The 14,135-nt window shown below is 70.4% G+C and carries 11 protein-coding genes; 1 reads left to right on the top strand and 10 read right to left on the bottom strand.

From position 1 onward, the window contains the following. The first annotated feature begins 65 nt into the window (after nucleotides 1-65). Nucleotides 66-1,112, top strand: coding sequence for a hypothetical protein (locus VF746_15920; GenBank protein HEX8693910.1), 1,047 nt, complete (start codon nucleotides 66-68; stop codon nucleotides 1,110-1,112). A 956-nt stretch (nucleotides 1,113-2,068) separates the two neighbouring features. Here the strand turns inward: VF746_15920 and VF746_15915 are convergent. The 10 genes from VF746_15915 to VF746_15870 all read right to left on the bottom strand — a co-directional run bounded on the left by VF746_15915 (nucleotide 2,069) and on the right by VF746_15870 (nucleotide 13,510). Further along, entirely contained in the window at nucleotides 2,069-2,827 is a 759-nt protein-coding gene (locus tag VF746_15915) for a TIGR04255 family protein (GenBank protein ID HEX8693909.1), read from the bottom strand. A 276-nt stretch (nucleotides 2,828-3,103) separates the two neighbouring features. After that, nucleotides 3,104-5,308: an EAL domain-containing protein gene (locus VF746_15910; protein HEX8693908.1), complete on the bottom strand. Its 2,205-nt coding sequence runs from the start codon at nucleotides 5,306-5,308 to the stop codon at nucleotides 3,104-3,106. A 995-nt stretch (nucleotides 5,309-6,303) separates the two neighbouring features. After that, nucleotides 6,304-6,702 (bottom strand): hypothetical protein, encoded by a 399-nt coding sequence (locus VF746_15905; GenBank protein ID HEX8693907.1) that lies wholly within the window; start codon nucleotides 6,700-6,702, stop codon nucleotides 6,304-6,306. 112 nt (nucleotides 6,703-6,814) lie between these two features. Next, nucleotides 6,815-7,453, bottom strand: a complete 639-nt coding sequence (locus VF746_15900; protein HEX8693906.1) for a hypothetical protein — start codon at nucleotides 7,451-7,453, stop codon at nucleotides 6,815-6,817. 277 nt (nucleotides 7,454-7,730) lie between these two features. Next, nucleotides 7,731-8,243 carry a hypothetical protein gene (locus VF746_15895; protein HEX8693905.1) on the bottom strand — a complete coding sequence of 171 codons (513 nt, stop codon included), beginning with the start codon at nucleotides 8,241-8,243 and terminating at the stop codon, nucleotides 7,731-7,733. Nucleotides 8,244-8,280: 37 nt separating this feature from the next. Further along, nucleotides 8,281-8,796 (bottom strand): hypothetical protein, encoded by a 516-nt coding sequence (locus VF746_15890; GenBank protein ID HEX8693904.1) that lies wholly within the window; start codon nucleotides 8,794-8,796, stop codon nucleotides 8,281-8,283. A 5-nt stretch (nucleotides 8,797-8,801) separates the two neighbouring features. Then, entirely contained in the window at nucleotides 8,802-9,314 is a 513-nt protein-coding gene (locus tag VF746_15885; GenBank protein HEX8693903.1) for a hypothetical protein, read from the bottom strand. A 235-nt stretch (nucleotides 9,315-9,549) separates the two neighbouring features. Beyond that, entirely contained in the window at nucleotides 9,550-10,218 is a 669-nt protein-coding gene (locus VF746_15880) for a hypothetical protein (GenBank protein ID HEX8693902.1), read from the bottom strand. 14 nt (nucleotides 10,219-10,232) lie between these two features. Beyond that, complete coding sequence (gene fdhD, locus VF746_15875) at nucleotides 10,233-11,120, bottom strand: formate dehydrogenase accessory sulfurtransferase FdhD (GenBank protein ID HEX8693901.1); 888 nt, start codon at nucleotides 11,118-11,120, stop codon at nucleotides 10,233-10,235. After that, entirely contained in the window at nucleotides 11,117-13,510 is a 2,394-nt protein-coding gene (locus tag VF746_15870) for an FdhF/YdeP family oxidoreductase (GenBank protein ID HEX8693900.1), read from the bottom strand. Before VF746_15870 ends, fdhD begins: the two co-directional genes overlap by 4 nt. Nucleotides 13,511-14,135: the final 625 nt, after the last annotated feature.

Raw genomic sequence — 14,135 nt, 5'->3', positions numbered from 1 at the left:
ATGCGAGGAGCGTGCGCCCGTTCTACCTTCCCCTCGCCGACGCCGCAATCGACCCGCGCCCAGCCATGCCGCCACGCATCCCCGTCCGCCGCGACCCGGCGCTCGCCGCCCGCCTCGTGCGCACAGAGCCGCTGCGCTACGCGGCCGGCGCCGACCCGTCGCTCGACCGGCCGGCGCACGTGCGGGCGGCCTCGGGGCTCACGCGCTTCGGCGGCCGCATCGCGGTGATCCAGGACGACGCCAACTTCGTGGTGCTCCTCGACCCGGCGGGCGGCGGCGCGGACGTCGTCACCCTGCCGGCGGGCGAGGGCGGGCTGCGGCAGTTCGACGACCTGCGCGGCAACAAGCGCTTCAAGCTGGACCTGGAGGCGTGCGTCGCCGTCGCGGACGGCGGGGAGGAACTGCTGCTCGCCTTCGGCTCCGGCTCCACGCCCCTGCGCGAGCGGATCGCCGTCCTGCGCGACGCGGGGGGCGCCGGGCCCGGGGTGCGGGTGGTCGACGCCTCCGCGCTCTATGCCGGCCTGCGCGCGGCGCGCGGCTTCTCCGGCAGCGAGCTGAACGTCGAGGGCGCGGTGGCGCTCGGCGGCGTGCTGCGGCTGTTCAACCGCGGCAACGGCGCGCCCCGGGGCGGGCTCATCCCGGTGAACGCCTCGTGCGACCTCGGCCTCTCCGCGCTCCTCGCCTACCTGCGCGACCCAGCCGCCTCGCCGCCGCCCGCGCCGGAAGACGTCGTCCAGTACGATCTGGGCGGGCTCGGCGGGCTGCCGCTCACCTTCACCGACGCGGCGGCGCTGGGCGGCGCGGTCCTCTTCTCCGCGGCGGCCGAGGACTCGCCCGACGCCGTGCGCGACGGCCCGGTCGTGGGCTCCGCGCTCGGCGTGCTGGACTCGGACGGCGGCCGCTGGGCACCGGTGACGCGGGAGGACGGGACGGCGTTCGACGGGAAGGTGGAGGGCGTGCTGCCGCGCGGCGACGCCTCCGCCTGGGTCGTCATCGACCGCGACGACCCGCTGTCGCCGTCGGAGCTGGGGGAGGTGGTACTGGAGGGAGCGTGGGTGATCTCGTTACCCGGGTTGCATAGAAATGGAGACTTACCTGGCAAGTCTCACTGACCGGTTTCTTCGAAGACTTTACCTTAGTCGTGGCCGAACGCGAAATTCGACCGATTTAGCTAAATTCTCTGCTTGACCGCTTCCGAGTTGTGACGTGAATTGGCAATGCGAATAATTTATGAAGGGCTCGCGAGTGGGACGATGCTCAACATCACTATCATTGTTCCGAACCGCCTTTACGGTAAACTCCACCAACCCAGACTCATCTGGCCATTGCGGTGGATGGCCGTAGCCTCTCCGTGACCGTTCAACCGTACTGAACCGCGCAAGATCGCACGACAGTCCCTTACGATCACGAAAGAACGCTGGTTTGATGCTTCCGTCAGCATATAACTGGTCTCGTTTGTAGATTGATCTCCAAAGTATTTCTCGATCAGGAATCGGTCCAGGAACCTCTTTCCATAGGCGTTGAAACACACGCCTAACTAACCAGCCAAAGAAGCTGTTCGACCAAAAGAGGCCGTGAAAAGCTGCGGACTTCCTCGGATGCGTTTCCATCGTCCTCTCGGTAGACGTAAACCTCTCGGCTGTTAGGATAGAGTGTGAGAATCAGCCGCTTCGACTCTGTCCTAATCTCGATATCCAAGGATCCATCACTTGCGGGCCCGGTCGTCAACTCTGTCGGAAGTACTCCAGCCTCTGCAAAGAAGGCTGCTGCTACTCTGATAATCCTGATGCTATCGTCGATCAGCTTACGCGCAAATGGCTCCCCCGAATAGCCATCCCACCCGCGCCGATACCGGGCGTAACGCTCCAACTCAGCCACTGCAGCGGACTTCATCTGCTCCAATCGCGCTGCGGCTATCGATTCGGAGTGGAAATTGATCGTAGCGCTAAGCAACGGAGTAGTGATCGAGAGATCATGAGGAGTTTGTATAGTCAGTTCACCGGGTAGGTGAGCGTAGGAAACTGGTAGCTCCTCAATGAAATCGTGGATCGCCACGTCGGTTTTAGGCTCAGCGGTTATTGGCATAGCTCTTCTCTCCTCCCATGACGGAATGCCGGGTCTCGTTAGTGATCATCTCCTCAAAGGCTCTCGAGGATTCATCGTGAAGTTTCTCGAGTGCCTTATGTAGACTCAACTGCGCTTGAACGAGATCGTGAAAAGTAGAACGGATCTCGGCTGAGACCTCCGCTTTCACTCGAACTTTGAACCGAAACTGTCGATTGAACCCATCTTCTTGTAGAATCCCGCGTCCTAAGGTGATATCAACTGCCTCCGTGGACTCACTGTACCACTCCGGAAGGAATTTACCCCCGCAAGCGAGGTATCGACCAAGCCTATAGCCTTGTCGAGGCACACGAAGTCTGTCAATCGTGTTTAGAGATAGGGACTCGACTTTTCGAGATACGAGCGGGTCGGGGAGAGTGTCGTGTGCTGAGGAAAACAGGTCCCTGAAAGCATCCCAGCCGGGATATTCACCTACTAGATTTACAACAACCACATCTTCGGAGAGTTGAACGAGCCGTGACCGATCCTTAGTCCAGCAGCGAATCCGCGGCACATTCGAGTGGGTAACTTGTTGCTCTTCGGCATCAACGGCAATGAGTCCGACCTCTCCAATCTCGACCTCGGAAAACCCGATCTCCTTCAGTCGTGGTACAACATCGAAGAATTGATCGGGAGGAAAGCTACCAGACTCAAAGTGGGTTTCAGAATAGATTTCGATAAGGATCGGCTTAACATAACTCACAGTCAGCTCTCTCTCGCTCACAAGGTAGACCTCGACCAGTCTTGCTGGTGCGTAAGGATAGCATTCACGTATCCGCGTAAGCAAGACAGGTGGTAATCTTCTCACCGATTTTTCACGAGCGCGAAGCCTCTCTCGTTAGAGGACCTTTGTCTCCCCCTTTGGCTGTCGGAGTGGGATAGTGGTGGTTAAACAGGACCGTGGGCCTAGTGAGTTCAATATCCTCACATGAAGGAACGAGAAAGCCCGCCTGCGCACATCGCGGAGGCGGGCTTTTGATGCGTGCACTTGTTCTACTCGCTACCAGCGCGGATCCTCCGCGAAGAGCGCCTCCACGGCCTCCTTCGAGAGGGGCCGGGAGAAGAGGTAGCCCTGCCCGTACTCGCAGCGCAGCGTGCGCAGCTCCTTCAGCAGCTCCTCCGTCTCCACCCCCTCGGTGACCACCGCCACCCCCAGCGCGTGCGCCAGCGCCACGATGGTGCGCACCAGGTGCAGCGCGTCCTCGCCCGCGCCCGGGCGCACGAACGAGCGGTCGATCTTGAGCGCGTCCAGCGGGAGGCGGTGCAGGTAGCCCAGCGACGAGTAGCCGGTGCCGAAGTCGTCGATGTGGATCTGCACCCCCAGCGCCTTCAGCCGGTGCAGCGTGTCGGTCACCGAGTCGGTGTGCTGCATGATCACGCTCTCGGTGATCTCCAGCTTGAGCGTCCCGCGCGCCACCCCCGTCCCGCGCAGCACCCGCTCCACCCGGTCCACCAGGTCCGGCTGCGCGAACTGCTTGGCCGAGAGGTTCACCGCCATGGTGAGCGGCGCCCGGCGCGCGCCGGCCCGATCCTGCCAGCGCTTGAGCTCGCGGCACGCCTCCTCCAGCACCCAGATCCCGATCGGCAGGATCAGCCCCGTCTCCTCGGCCAGGGGGATGAAGTCGTCGGGGAGGATCAGCCCGCGCTCGGGGTGCTCCCAGCGCGCCAGCGCCTCGAACCCCGCGATCCGCCCCGTCTCCAGCGACACGATCGGCTGGTAGTGCACCCTCAGCTCGCCGCGCTCCAGCGCCCGGCGCAGGTCCATCTCCAGCCTGAGGCGCGTCATGGCCGCCGCGTGCATGTCGCGGTCGAACACCTCGTACTGCCCCTTGTGCGCGTCCTTGGAGCGGTACATGGCCAGGTTGGCGTCGCGCATCACGTCCTCGGCGCGCTCGTAGCCCGAGTAGCTGAGCGCGATCCCGATGCTGGCCCCGGTGAACACCTCGGTGCCGCCCACGTCGAACGGCCTCGCCAGCGCCTCCTGCACGCAGGTGGCCGCGCGCGTGGCCTCGCCGATCCCCTCGATCCCGTCCAGGAGCAGCGCGAACTCGTCGCCGCCGATGTGCGCCAGCAGGTCGTCGGCGTGGCGCACGCAGCAGCGCAGCCGCTCGGCCACCTTCCCCAGCAGCTCGTCGCCGGCGCGGCGGCCCAGCCCCTCGTTGACCACCTTGAAGCGGTCGAGCCCCACCATCACCACCGCGAAGCTCGCCTCGCCGCGGCGGGCGCGCTCCACCGCCATCTCCAGCCGGTGGGTGAAGAGGCCGCGGTTGGGCAGCCCCGTGAGCGAGTCGAAGAAGGCGTTGCGCAGCAGCTGCCGCTCCAGCTCCTTGCGGCTGGTGATGTCTTCGCAGCAGGTGACCAGCCCCACGGGGCGGCCGCGCGAGTCCTTCACCACGTCGGAGCGCAGCAGCACGGGGAAGAGCGAGCCGTCCTTGCGCAGGTTCACCGTCTCGCGGCTCCAGCTGGTGACCTCCTCCAGCCGGGTGCGCTCGATCGGCCGGGCGTTCTCGGGCGGGGCGAAGATGCGGCCGTGCTTGCCGCGCAGCTCCTCGATGCGGTAGCCGTGCATCCGCGCGTCGGCCGGGTTGGTGTAGAGGATGCGCCCCTCGACGTCGGTGATGGTGACGCCGATCTGCATCGTCTCCACCGCCTTCTCCAGCATGCGCAAGCTGAGCCGGCCGCGCGTGGGGCCCAGCGCGCCCACGAACGTCGCCTCGGACGCGCCCGGGTTCGCCCGCCGCTCGATCACCAGCGCGGCGAAGTCGGCCAGGTGGTCCAGCAGGTCGATCTCCTCGTCGGTCCAGGCGCGCGGGCGGGTGTCGATGGCGCAGAAGCTCCCGGTGACGCTCCCGTCGGCGGCGCGGATCGGCACCCCGGCGTACGCCACCTCGCCCATCCACACCACCGGGTTCTCGCGCACCAGCGGGTGGATGCGCGCGTCCTCGATCAGGAGCGGCCGCCCCGAGCGCACCGCGTACTGGTCGAGCGAGCGAGCGAGCGGGGCCTGGCGCCGCGCCCTCCAGGCGTCGCCGTTGCCCTCGGGGCTCGAGACGGGGCGCTCGCCGTCGACCAGGGAGATCAGCGAGACGGGGACCTCCAGCATCCGCTCGGCGAAGGCGGCCAGCCGCTCCAGCGTGGCCTGCGACGCGGGGGCGTGCGGGCCGAGCGCGGGGATGCGGATCGCTTCGGGGCTCGTGACGGACATTGGATCGGCGGTGTGGGGGATCACGTCCCGGCAGTGCTGCGGACGCGGACGCCGGCCGGAGCTCGGGCGCCGGTGGATCGCTCTGTCAGGGTGATGCGGTGGGGCTGACGACTCGGTCCGGCGCCGCGTCACACGCTGGTGAATACCGTATACGGATTGCAGCCCGAAAGACGACATTCGGGGTTGAAGTGCACTGCGGGACCGCGACCGCGTGGCGTGCAGCAACCGCTTGGACGGAAACGACTTCCACCAGCTGCGGACGGCTTCCGACGCCGACCCCGTGTCATACCGCCGGGCCGGCGTCCGTCGTGTCGGTCGATGGGTCGTTCCGGTGAAACGGGGGCGCTGTAGAGCAAACGGCCGGCCAGGGTGCGCGCACGGCGGGATCCGCGCGGGGACAGCAAGATCGGGAGGCGCTCTCCCCGGCGGCTCCGTTCGGTTTTTTTCCAATGCAGGAAGATTCGATACAGCGCTACGACGGATGTTCCCATCCTTTTCTCCCGGGTGCGAGCTTTCGACGCGGCCGTGCCGCGCTTCGCCGCCGGTGGATTGCAGGACGCCGCCGTGTTTTGCACGAACCGCCGCAATCCACGGCAGCGGCTCCGGACGGCCCGCGGCGGCGGAAGATCCATATTGAGAAGACCAGAATCACGCAGAGCAACAGAGTCAGCGGAGAACGACGTGTTCTCCGCTGACTCCGCTGCTCTGCGTGAGGCCGGCTGTTTTCCGGTCTTGGATGACTGACGCCAGATCCGGAAGATCAGTTGGTATCCGGCGTCATTCTGAGGCCCGGCCACACCGGACCAGCATCCGCACGGATCGTCGCAGGGCCGAAGAATCTTCTCACCCCGGCAGGTGGGTTGGGCGCGGTAGCGGCGCGGATGCCCGCTCGCTTCACCAACCGTCGTCCATCCGGATCTCGTACGACGCGGAGCTACGAAAAGAGGGCCCCCGCGACAATGCGGGAGCCCTGTCTCGTCCGATGGTGTCGCCGGCTACGCGCCGCCGATGCCCGGTCGCGGGCGGATCCGGGCGGCGGGGCGGGCGGCGGCGCGCTCCTCCTTGCGCGCCAGCAGCTCCAGCTCGCCCAGCAGCGTGTCGTCGCCCGCGCGGCTCTCGCCGAAGAGGCCGTCGGGGTTGGTGCCCGCGCCCTTGGCCGCGCCGTACAGGTTCAGCCACAGGTCGATCTTCTCGCCCAGCGCCAGCACCGAGTAGAAGAAGCGGCTGCGGCGCCTGCCGGTGAACAGCATGAAGATGAGGTCGACGCAGAACGCCAGCAGCCCCACCTGGATGAGGACGACGTCCTTGAGGCCGTCCAGCAGCAGCTTGACGTAGAAGATGGCGGCGTCGCGCACCAGCACGAGCGGCGACGACACGTGGCGTTCCTCGAGCATCTCTCCTCCCAGCTTTTCGAAATCCACTCGCCCCTCCGGCGCGGCGGTGCGGCCCGTACGGCCCGCCCGCGCCCCGGGTTTCGGCGCGTGCAAAGAGTGAATGGCCCGGCGCTCAGGCGCCGGCGTCGTAGCGCTTGAGGCTCTGCATCAGCGAGCTGTCGGCGGCGCGGGCGCCGGGGACGCCCTCCAGGTGGCGGCGGACCAGGTCCAGCAGCGCGTCGTCGGCCGCGTGCACCTCCCACACGGCGCCGTCCACGCACGAGAAGTGGAGCGCCGCCGCCGAGGAGAGCAGCGCGTGGGCGGCCTCGGGCGACCGGGCGGCCCAGTAGCGCTCCAGGAAGGCGTCGAGCCCGCCCACCGGCGCCGCCAGGGCGAAGAAGTCGGCCCAGTCGTCCAGCAGCGTGTCGGCCACCGCCTCCAGGTAGGCGCCCTCCACCAGGCGCCAGTCGTCGCGCTCCTCCAGCACCGCCCGCTCGGCGGCCCTCAGCTCGGGGCTGGCGAAGTCGCCGCGCGCCTCGTCGTAGTCGCGGTACCAGTCGTCCGGGAAGCGGAAGACGTGCGGCTCGGCGTGCAGCACCCACCGCCAGCGCCGGAAGTGCGGCTTGAGCGGCGCGAACCACCTCGCGAAGTCCGACACCCCCGCCGACACGAAGGTGGCGCCGGAGCCGCGCGTCGGCGGCGAGCCGGTCTCGGGGGTGCCGGAGCGCAGCGCGGCGGACTCGGGCGGCCGGGAGATGCGCAGACCGTTCATTGCCTTCGGAGAGACGGCGGTCGTGGAGCGCGAAGGGGAGAGGCGGGTCGAGGCCGGAAGGAAGATAAGGTGTTGCGGGAGAATGCGGAAGGAAGACGGCGGGGGAGCAGATCCGGGCCCGGGTAATCTCGGCGCGACGTGTTTTGTAGGGGCGAGCATGCGAGTCCGAGCGCTGACAGCGTCCGCGCGAAAGACCGCCTGCCGCGCGCGAGCCGGCATCCGCCGGTCGGGGCATGCCTCGACCCTGCGGATCACCCGATCAGGATCGCGAAGAGCTTCAGCAGTCGGCGGCGAGGCCGGCGCCGAGGCCGCCGAAGAGGGGGAAGAGCGCCAGGTTGGCCTCGTTGTCCGGGTCCCCGGCCACGCCGCTGGCGACCAGCACGCCCACGAGGGAGCCGAGCAGGCCGCGGCCGAAGCGCTCGCCGTGGCCGCACCTTCCGCCACGGTACCGGGGCATCGCCGCGCCGAGCCCGCCGCCCACGACGCCGCCGAGCGCGGAGCCGAGGACCGCCCCCACCAGCCCGCCGTCCTCACCCCCCTCGTTCAGCGCGGTGCCGCCCGCGTACGCGCCGGCCACCGCCCCGGCCACGAACCCCAGGCTGCCGGTGGCGCTGCGCGCGGCGATCCGCTCGGCCGGCGGCCTCCGCTTCACGCCCGCGCTGTCCGGCACCGTGTCGCCCGGGAGGAGCGTGGCGCGGGGAGCGGTCTCCAGCGCGGCGGTCCGCTGCTGCGCGGCGGCGGGGGCGGCGGCCAGGAGGGCGAAGGCGAGGGGGAGGAGCCGGAGGCGCATGGGAGGACCTCGACGGAAGGGTTGCCCGGCGGGCGCGTCAGCAGTCGGCGGCGTAGGCGGCGCCGACGCCGCCCATGACGGGGACGAGCACCATGGACCGGGTGGCGCCCCCGGCCAGGCTGCCCACCAGGGAGCCCAGCAGCCCCCGCCCGAAGCGCGCGCCGAAGCCGCACTCGCGATGGTACTCGGGGATCGCCGCGCCGAGCGCCCCGCCGAAGAGGCCGCCCAGCGCCGCGCCGAAGATGGCGCCCGTCAAATCCTCGACGTCGCCGTCGATCCCGTTGCCGGTGAGCGCGGCGCCCGCGTACCCGCCGCCGAGGGCGCCCGCCGCCCACCCCAGGCTCCCCGCGAGGCCGCGGACGGCCATCCGCTGCGAGCGCCCCGCCCTGGCCGGCAGGGTGTCGCCGGAGAGCCCCGTGTCGCCCGAGAGCACCGTGTCGCCCGAGGAGAGCCGGACGCGCGGGGCGGTCTCCAGCGCCGCCGTCCGCTGCTGCGCGGCGGCGGGGGCGGCGGCCAGGAGGACGCAGGCCAGGGGGAGGACGCGGAGGCTCATGGGATTCAGCAGTCCGCCCCCAGCGCGGCGCCGAGCCCGCCGGTGACCGGGATGAAGAGGAGCGGCACGGCGTCGTCCGCGCTGCTCGCGAACGCCAGGCCGACGGCGGTCCCCACGGCCGAGCCCAGCAGCCCCCGCGCGAAGCGCGCGCCGAACCTGCACTCGCCGCGGTAGCTGGGGAGCGCCGCGCCCACCGCGCCTCCCACGGTGGTGCCGACCAGGAAGCCGATGGCCGCATCGTCCAGCCCGTCCCACTCGCCCTCGCTCTCGCCCTCGAGCGCGAGCCCGGCGAAGACGCCCCCCACCCCTCCCAGGAGCCACCCCAGGCTGCCGCCCGCGGTGCGGATGGCCAGCCGCTCGCCCCGCCGCATCGGCCTGACCGCGGCGGTGTCCGGCACCGTGTCGGCCCGCAGGACCGGCGCGGCGGGCGCGGTCTCGAGCGGCGTCGTACGCTGCTGCGCGGCGGCCGGGACGGCGGCGAAGAGCGCGAGGGCGAGGGCCGAAAATCGCGGCTTCATCGAGATCGAGAACACGGAATGGGCGGGAACGCGGTGAGCGGCAGGACAGCCCGCGGCAAAATGGACCCTGCGAGCTCGCCGAAAAACGGACTGCCTTCGGGACGGCACGACCAGCGGACGCGGGGTCCGGTCCGCGCCTGAAGGCTCAAGTACGAGAACGGTCGACTGACGAAGATCGGGACAGGTTCAGCATCGCCACCACTTTCGCACTTTCGCACTCACGCACTTTCGCACTTCAGTGCCGCACGTCCACCACCAGCCGCGACGGGTTCTGCAGCTCCAGCACGCGGAAGGGGCTGCGCGCGGCGACGCCGAAGACGAGGTCCACGTCGCCCTCGAAGTCGCAGGTGAAGGCCATCTGGCGCAGGACCGGGAGGTTGTAATCGCCCTCGCGCATGGACATGGTGGCGTTGCCGTCGTCGTCGTGGGCCTGGGCGGTGCGCAGGCGCACCAGCAGCCGCCCCTCGCCCGCCACGGCGACCTCCTCTCCCGAGCCGCACTGCGTGGCGGGGCCGTCCAGGTACTCCACGTGCCACCCCGGGAGCGGCGCGCCGGGGCCGAAGTCGATCACGATGCGGTCGAAGCCCTCGTTCCGGGCCGCGCGCATCCCGCGCACCGTCGCCACCACCTCCGGGCGCTGGAAGTCCAGCTCCCCCGTCGTCCACTGCCCCGTGGGCGCCCTCGGCTGGGTGTCGCGCGCCGCCGCGGCCGGGAGCGAGTCGCTGGAGAAGGCGGGGAGCCGCCCCTCGTCGCGCGCGGACGCCGAGTCGCCCGCGCTGTCGGCGCCGGCCTGCTGCAGGCGCCGCCGCTCGGTGGCCTCCTTCAGCTCGCCGCCGCTCCCGCACGCCGCCAGGGCCACGATCCCCATCGCCGCCGCCCACCACCCGCTCGAGCGTGCCCGCATCCGCCTCCCCCGGCTCAGGTGTGCACCGCGGGGGCCACGCGCGCCCCCCCGGCGTAGACGTTGAAGCGCCCGCCGCGCAGGAAGCCCACGAGCGTGACCCCCGCGTCCTCGGCCAGCTCGACGGCCAGGCTCGACGGCGCCGAGACCCCCGCCAGCACGGCGGCGCCGGCGCGCGCGGCCTTCTGCGCCAGCTCGAAGCTGAGCCGCCCGCTCACCAGCACCACGCGCTCCGTCCACGGCAGCCCGCCGGCCAGGAGCGAGGCGCCCACCAGCTTGTCCAGGGCGTTGTGCCGCCCCACGTCCTCGCGCACGGCGAGCAGCTCGCCCCCGGGGGTGAAGAGCGCCGCCGCGTGCAGCCCGCCCGTGCGCTCGAACACGTCCTGCGCGGCGCGCAGCTTCTCCGGCAGGGAGACCAGCACCTCGGGGGCTACGGAGACGTCGCTCTCCACGCGCGCGCATGCGGGCCCCAATGCCGCCTCGATGGAGGCCTTGCCGCAGACGCCGCAGCTGGACGCCACGTAGAAATTGCGCGCCAGCCGGGCGGGGTCGAACGCCGCGCCCGGGGCCAGCACCACGTTGACGACGTTATAGCGCTGCTCCGCCTCCACGCAGTAGCGGATGGCGGAGATGGATTCCGGACCGTCGACGAGCCCCTCCGAGAAGAGGAACCCGGCCGCCAGCTCGAAGTCCGCCCCCGGGGTCCGCATGGTCACCGCGACGCGAGTCGCGGCGGATTCCGGAATACGCCCGCCGCGCGCGTCCTCGGCGCGGACGACGCGGATCTCCAGCGGCTCCTCGGTGGCGAGCGCGTCGGTGCGCGCGCGCCGCGTGGGGCCGCCGTCCTCGCCGACGGAGACCCGCTCGACGGTGCGGCGGACGGTGCTCGCCCTGCGCTCCGTCATGCCTCGACCGCGACGGGCTCGGGGGTGGGGCCGGCCGTCCCCTGCCCCCCGTCCCCCGTCTCCTGGTTTTCCACCAGCCGCTCGTCGCGCCCCACCACCCGCACGGGCGAGGTCGCCGGCGCCACGGTGACGGGGACCAGCTTGGCCGCGGGCTGGTTGCTCTCGCGCGCCGTGGACCCCAGCGGCACCAGCACGTTCAGCTCGGGGAAGTAGCCCGCGCAGGAGCCGCGCGGGAGGTCGTACGGGTGCGCCCGGAGCCGCGGGGCCAGGCGCTCCACGCCGTCGCCCCAGTGCGAGCGCACGTCCACCTCGTCGCCCACGCGGATGCCGCGCGCCTCCATGTCGGCGGGGTGCATCAGCAGCACGCGGCGCGCGCCCCTGATCCCCCGGTAGCGGTCGTCCAGGCCGTAGATGGTGGTGTTGAACTGGTCGTGCGAGCGGATGGTGAAGAGCCTGAGCTGCCCCTCCGGCAGCCGCACCCGCGGCATGGGGACGACGCGCAGCTCGGCGCGCCCGCTCGTGGTCTTCCAGTCGCGGTGGGCGGCGCCGTTGTAGAGGACGAAGCCGCCCGGCTCGCGCACCCGCTGGTTGTAGCGCTCGAAGCCGGGGATCGTCTGCTCGACCAGGTCGCGGATGCGGTCGTAGTCGGCCACGAGCGCGTCCCAGTCCGGCGCGCCCTCGGGGAAGAGCGCCTTCGCCAGCCCCGCGACGATGGCCGGCTCGCTCTTCAGCTGCGGCGAGGCGGGCCGGTTCTTCCCGCGCGACATGTGGACCACCGACATCGAGTCTTCGACGGTGACGAACTGCGGTCCCGACGCCTGCACGTCCACCTCGGTGCGCCCCAGGCACGGCCAGATCATCGCCTCGCGCCCGTGCACCAGCGCGCCGCGGTTGAGCTTGGTGAGCACGTACACGGAGAGCTCGGGAGTCCGCATCGCCCGCTCCAGCAGGGCGGTGTCGGGCGAGGCGGAGAAGAAGTTGCCGCCCATGGACATGAAGAAGCGGATCCGCCCCGCCTCCATGGCCCGGATCGTCTCCACCACGTCGAGCCCGGCGGAGCGCGGCGGCTCGAACCCGAAGACGCGCCGGATGCTGTCGAGGAGCGGCGCGCCGGGGGCGTGGTCGATCCCCACGGTGCGGTCGCCCTGCACGTTGCTGTGGCCGCGCACCGGGCACGCCCCCGCGCCCGGGCGGCCCACGTTGCCGCGCAGGAGGAGGAGGTTGGAGATGGAGACCACGTTGTCGACGGCGTTGGGGTGCTGCGTGAGCCCCATCGCCCAGCAGACGATGGTTGCCCGCGAGCGGACGTAGACGTCGGCCGCGCGGCGCAGCTCCTCCTTCGCCAGCCCCGTCTCCTCCTCGATCTCCTCCCACGACGTGGCGTGGAGGTCGGCCACCAGCTCCTCGAGGCCCGAGGCGTGGGCGCGCAGGAAGCCGTGGTCCAGCACGCGGCCCGGCGCCGCCTTCTCGGCGTCGAGCACGTGCTTCATGATCCCCTTGAGCACCGCCACGTCGGAGCCGGGGAGCGGCTGCAGGTACAGCGTGGCGATCTGCGTGGCATGACCGAGGAGCGTCGGGGCGACCTCCTGCGGGTGGATGAACGCCTCCAGCCCCCGCTCGCGGAGCGGATTGATGGCGACCACCTCGGCCCCGCGCCGCCGGGCCGCCTGCAGCGCGATCAGCATGCGGGGGTGGTTGGTCCCCGGGTTCTGGCCGATGACGAAGATGGCGTCGGCCTTCTCGAAGTCGGCCAGCTGGACGGTGCCCTTCCCCACCCCCAGCGTCTTGCGCAGCCCCACGCCGCTGGACTCGTGGCAGAGGTTGGAGCAGTCGGGGAGGTTGTTGGTGCCGTACTTCCGCACCAGGAGCTGGTAGAGGAAGGCGGCCTCGTTGCTGGTGCGCCCCGAGGTGTAGAACGCCGCCTGGTCCGGGTCGGGAAGACTCTTGAGCACCTCGGCCGCGCGCGCGAACGCCTGCTCCCACCCGATCGGCTCGAAGCGGGGGGAGTCGGCGCGGCGGATGAGCGGCTGGGTGAGGCGGCCCTGCTGCTCCAGCCAGTGGTCGCTCTCGGCCAGCAGCTCGTCCACGGTGTGGCGGAGGAAGAACTCGGCGTCGGCGCGCTTCGAGGTGGCCTCGGCGGCCACCGCCTTCGCGCCGTTCTCGCAGAACTCGAACACCGAGCGGTGCTCGGGCGACTCGGGCCAGGCACACCCCGGGCAGTCGAACCCCTGGTGCTGGTTCATCACGCCCAGCGCCCGCGTGCCGCGCAGGAGCGCCTTCTCGCGGGCGAGCTGGCGCACGGTGCTCACGATGGACGGCGCCCCGCCGGCGGGCTTCCCCGGGGCGGGCGCGGCAGTCGGGCTCGGGTCGGAGTGCGGCGGCCTGGACATCGGCGGACCACGCGGGCGAAAGGCTCGTAAGGGGTTGCCACGAAAGGTGTCCGCGCGGAGCGGGGGTCGCAAGGGGGTGGGGCGAAGTGCGGAGTGCGAAGTGCGAAAGTGCGAAAGTGGCGGCGGAGATCGTGTGCTTCGATCGGCGGAGGCGCGGAGGCGGGGGGCCCTCTCCCTGGCGCCTGAGGCGCCTGTCCCTCCCCCAAAACAACCTGGGGGAGGGACTTCGGCGCTGCGCGCGACGAAACCGGGCGCGGGGCGGAGTGGGTGCGCGATTGAAGCCTCGCGGGGTTTGCGAGGCTTTCTGTAGTTGTAGCCGCGGCTTTAGCCGCCTTTCTCGGTGCGGCGCATGCGCGACGGAACCCCGCGTGAGGGATGCGCGCCCGACAGGGCCGGGACGCCGCCGCCACAGGGGTTTCGTGGCGGCGGCGGCCCGGCGCGGTTGGGCACAGTCGTATCGTGCCCTACCGCGCGCGCAGCCCGGCCCGGAGCGCAGCGGAGGGACACGCCCAAACAGCAGTGCGAAGTGCGAAGTGCGAAGTGCGCAGTGCGAAGTGCGAAGTGCGAAGTGCGAAGTGCGCCGAAGCTGGTCACTTCGCGCTTAGCACTTCGCGCACTGAAAAAA

The organism is Longimicrobium sp. (genome assembly GCA_036389795.1).
In the GTDB taxonomy this organism is placed as follows: Bacteria; Gemmatimonadota; Gemmatimonadetes; order Longimicrobiales; family Longimicrobiaceae; genus Longimicrobium.
This window is presented reverse-complemented; position numbering and strand designations above follow the sequence as displayed.

Coding starts and splice junctions, on each gene's coding strand:
- VF746_15920 (HEX8693910.1), top strand. CDS start 66: ATGCCGCCACGCATCCCCGTCCGCCGCGACCCGGCGCTCGCCGCCCGC.
- VF746_15910 (HEX8693908.1), bottom strand. CDS start 5,308: ATGTCCGTCACGAGCCCCGAAGCGATCCGCATCCCCGCGCTCGGCCCG.
- VF746_15905 (HEX8693907.1), bottom strand. CDS start 6,702: ATGCTCGAGGAACGCCACGTGTCGTCGCCGCTCGTGCTGGTGCGCGAC.
- VF746_15900 (HEX8693906.1), bottom strand. CDS start 7,453: ATGAACGGTCTGCGCATCTCCCGGCCGCCCGAGTCCGCCGCGCTGCGC.
- VF746_15895 (HEX8693905.1), bottom strand. CDS start 8,243: ATGCGCCTCCGGCTCCTCCCCCTCGCCTTCGCCCTCCTGGCCGCCGCC.
- VF746_15890 (HEX8693904.1), bottom strand. CDS start 8,796: ATGAGCCTCCGCGTCCTCCCCCTGGCCTGCGTCCTCCTGGCCGCCGCC.
- VF746_15885 (HEX8693903.1), bottom strand. CDS start 9,314: ATGAAGCCGCGATTTTCGGCCCTCGCCCTCGCGCTCTTCGCCGCCGTC.
- VF746_15880 (HEX8693902.1), bottom strand. CDS start 10,218: ATGCGGGCACGCTCGAGCGGGTGGTGGGCGGCGGCGATGGGGATCGTG.
- fdhD (HEX8693901.1), bottom strand. CDS start 11,120: ATGACGGAGCGCAGGGCGAGCACCGTCCGCCGCACCGTCGAGCGGGTC.
- VF746_15870 (HEX8693900.1), bottom strand. CDS start 13,510: ATGTCCAGGCCGCCGCACTCCGACCCGAGCCCGACTGCCGCGCCCGCC.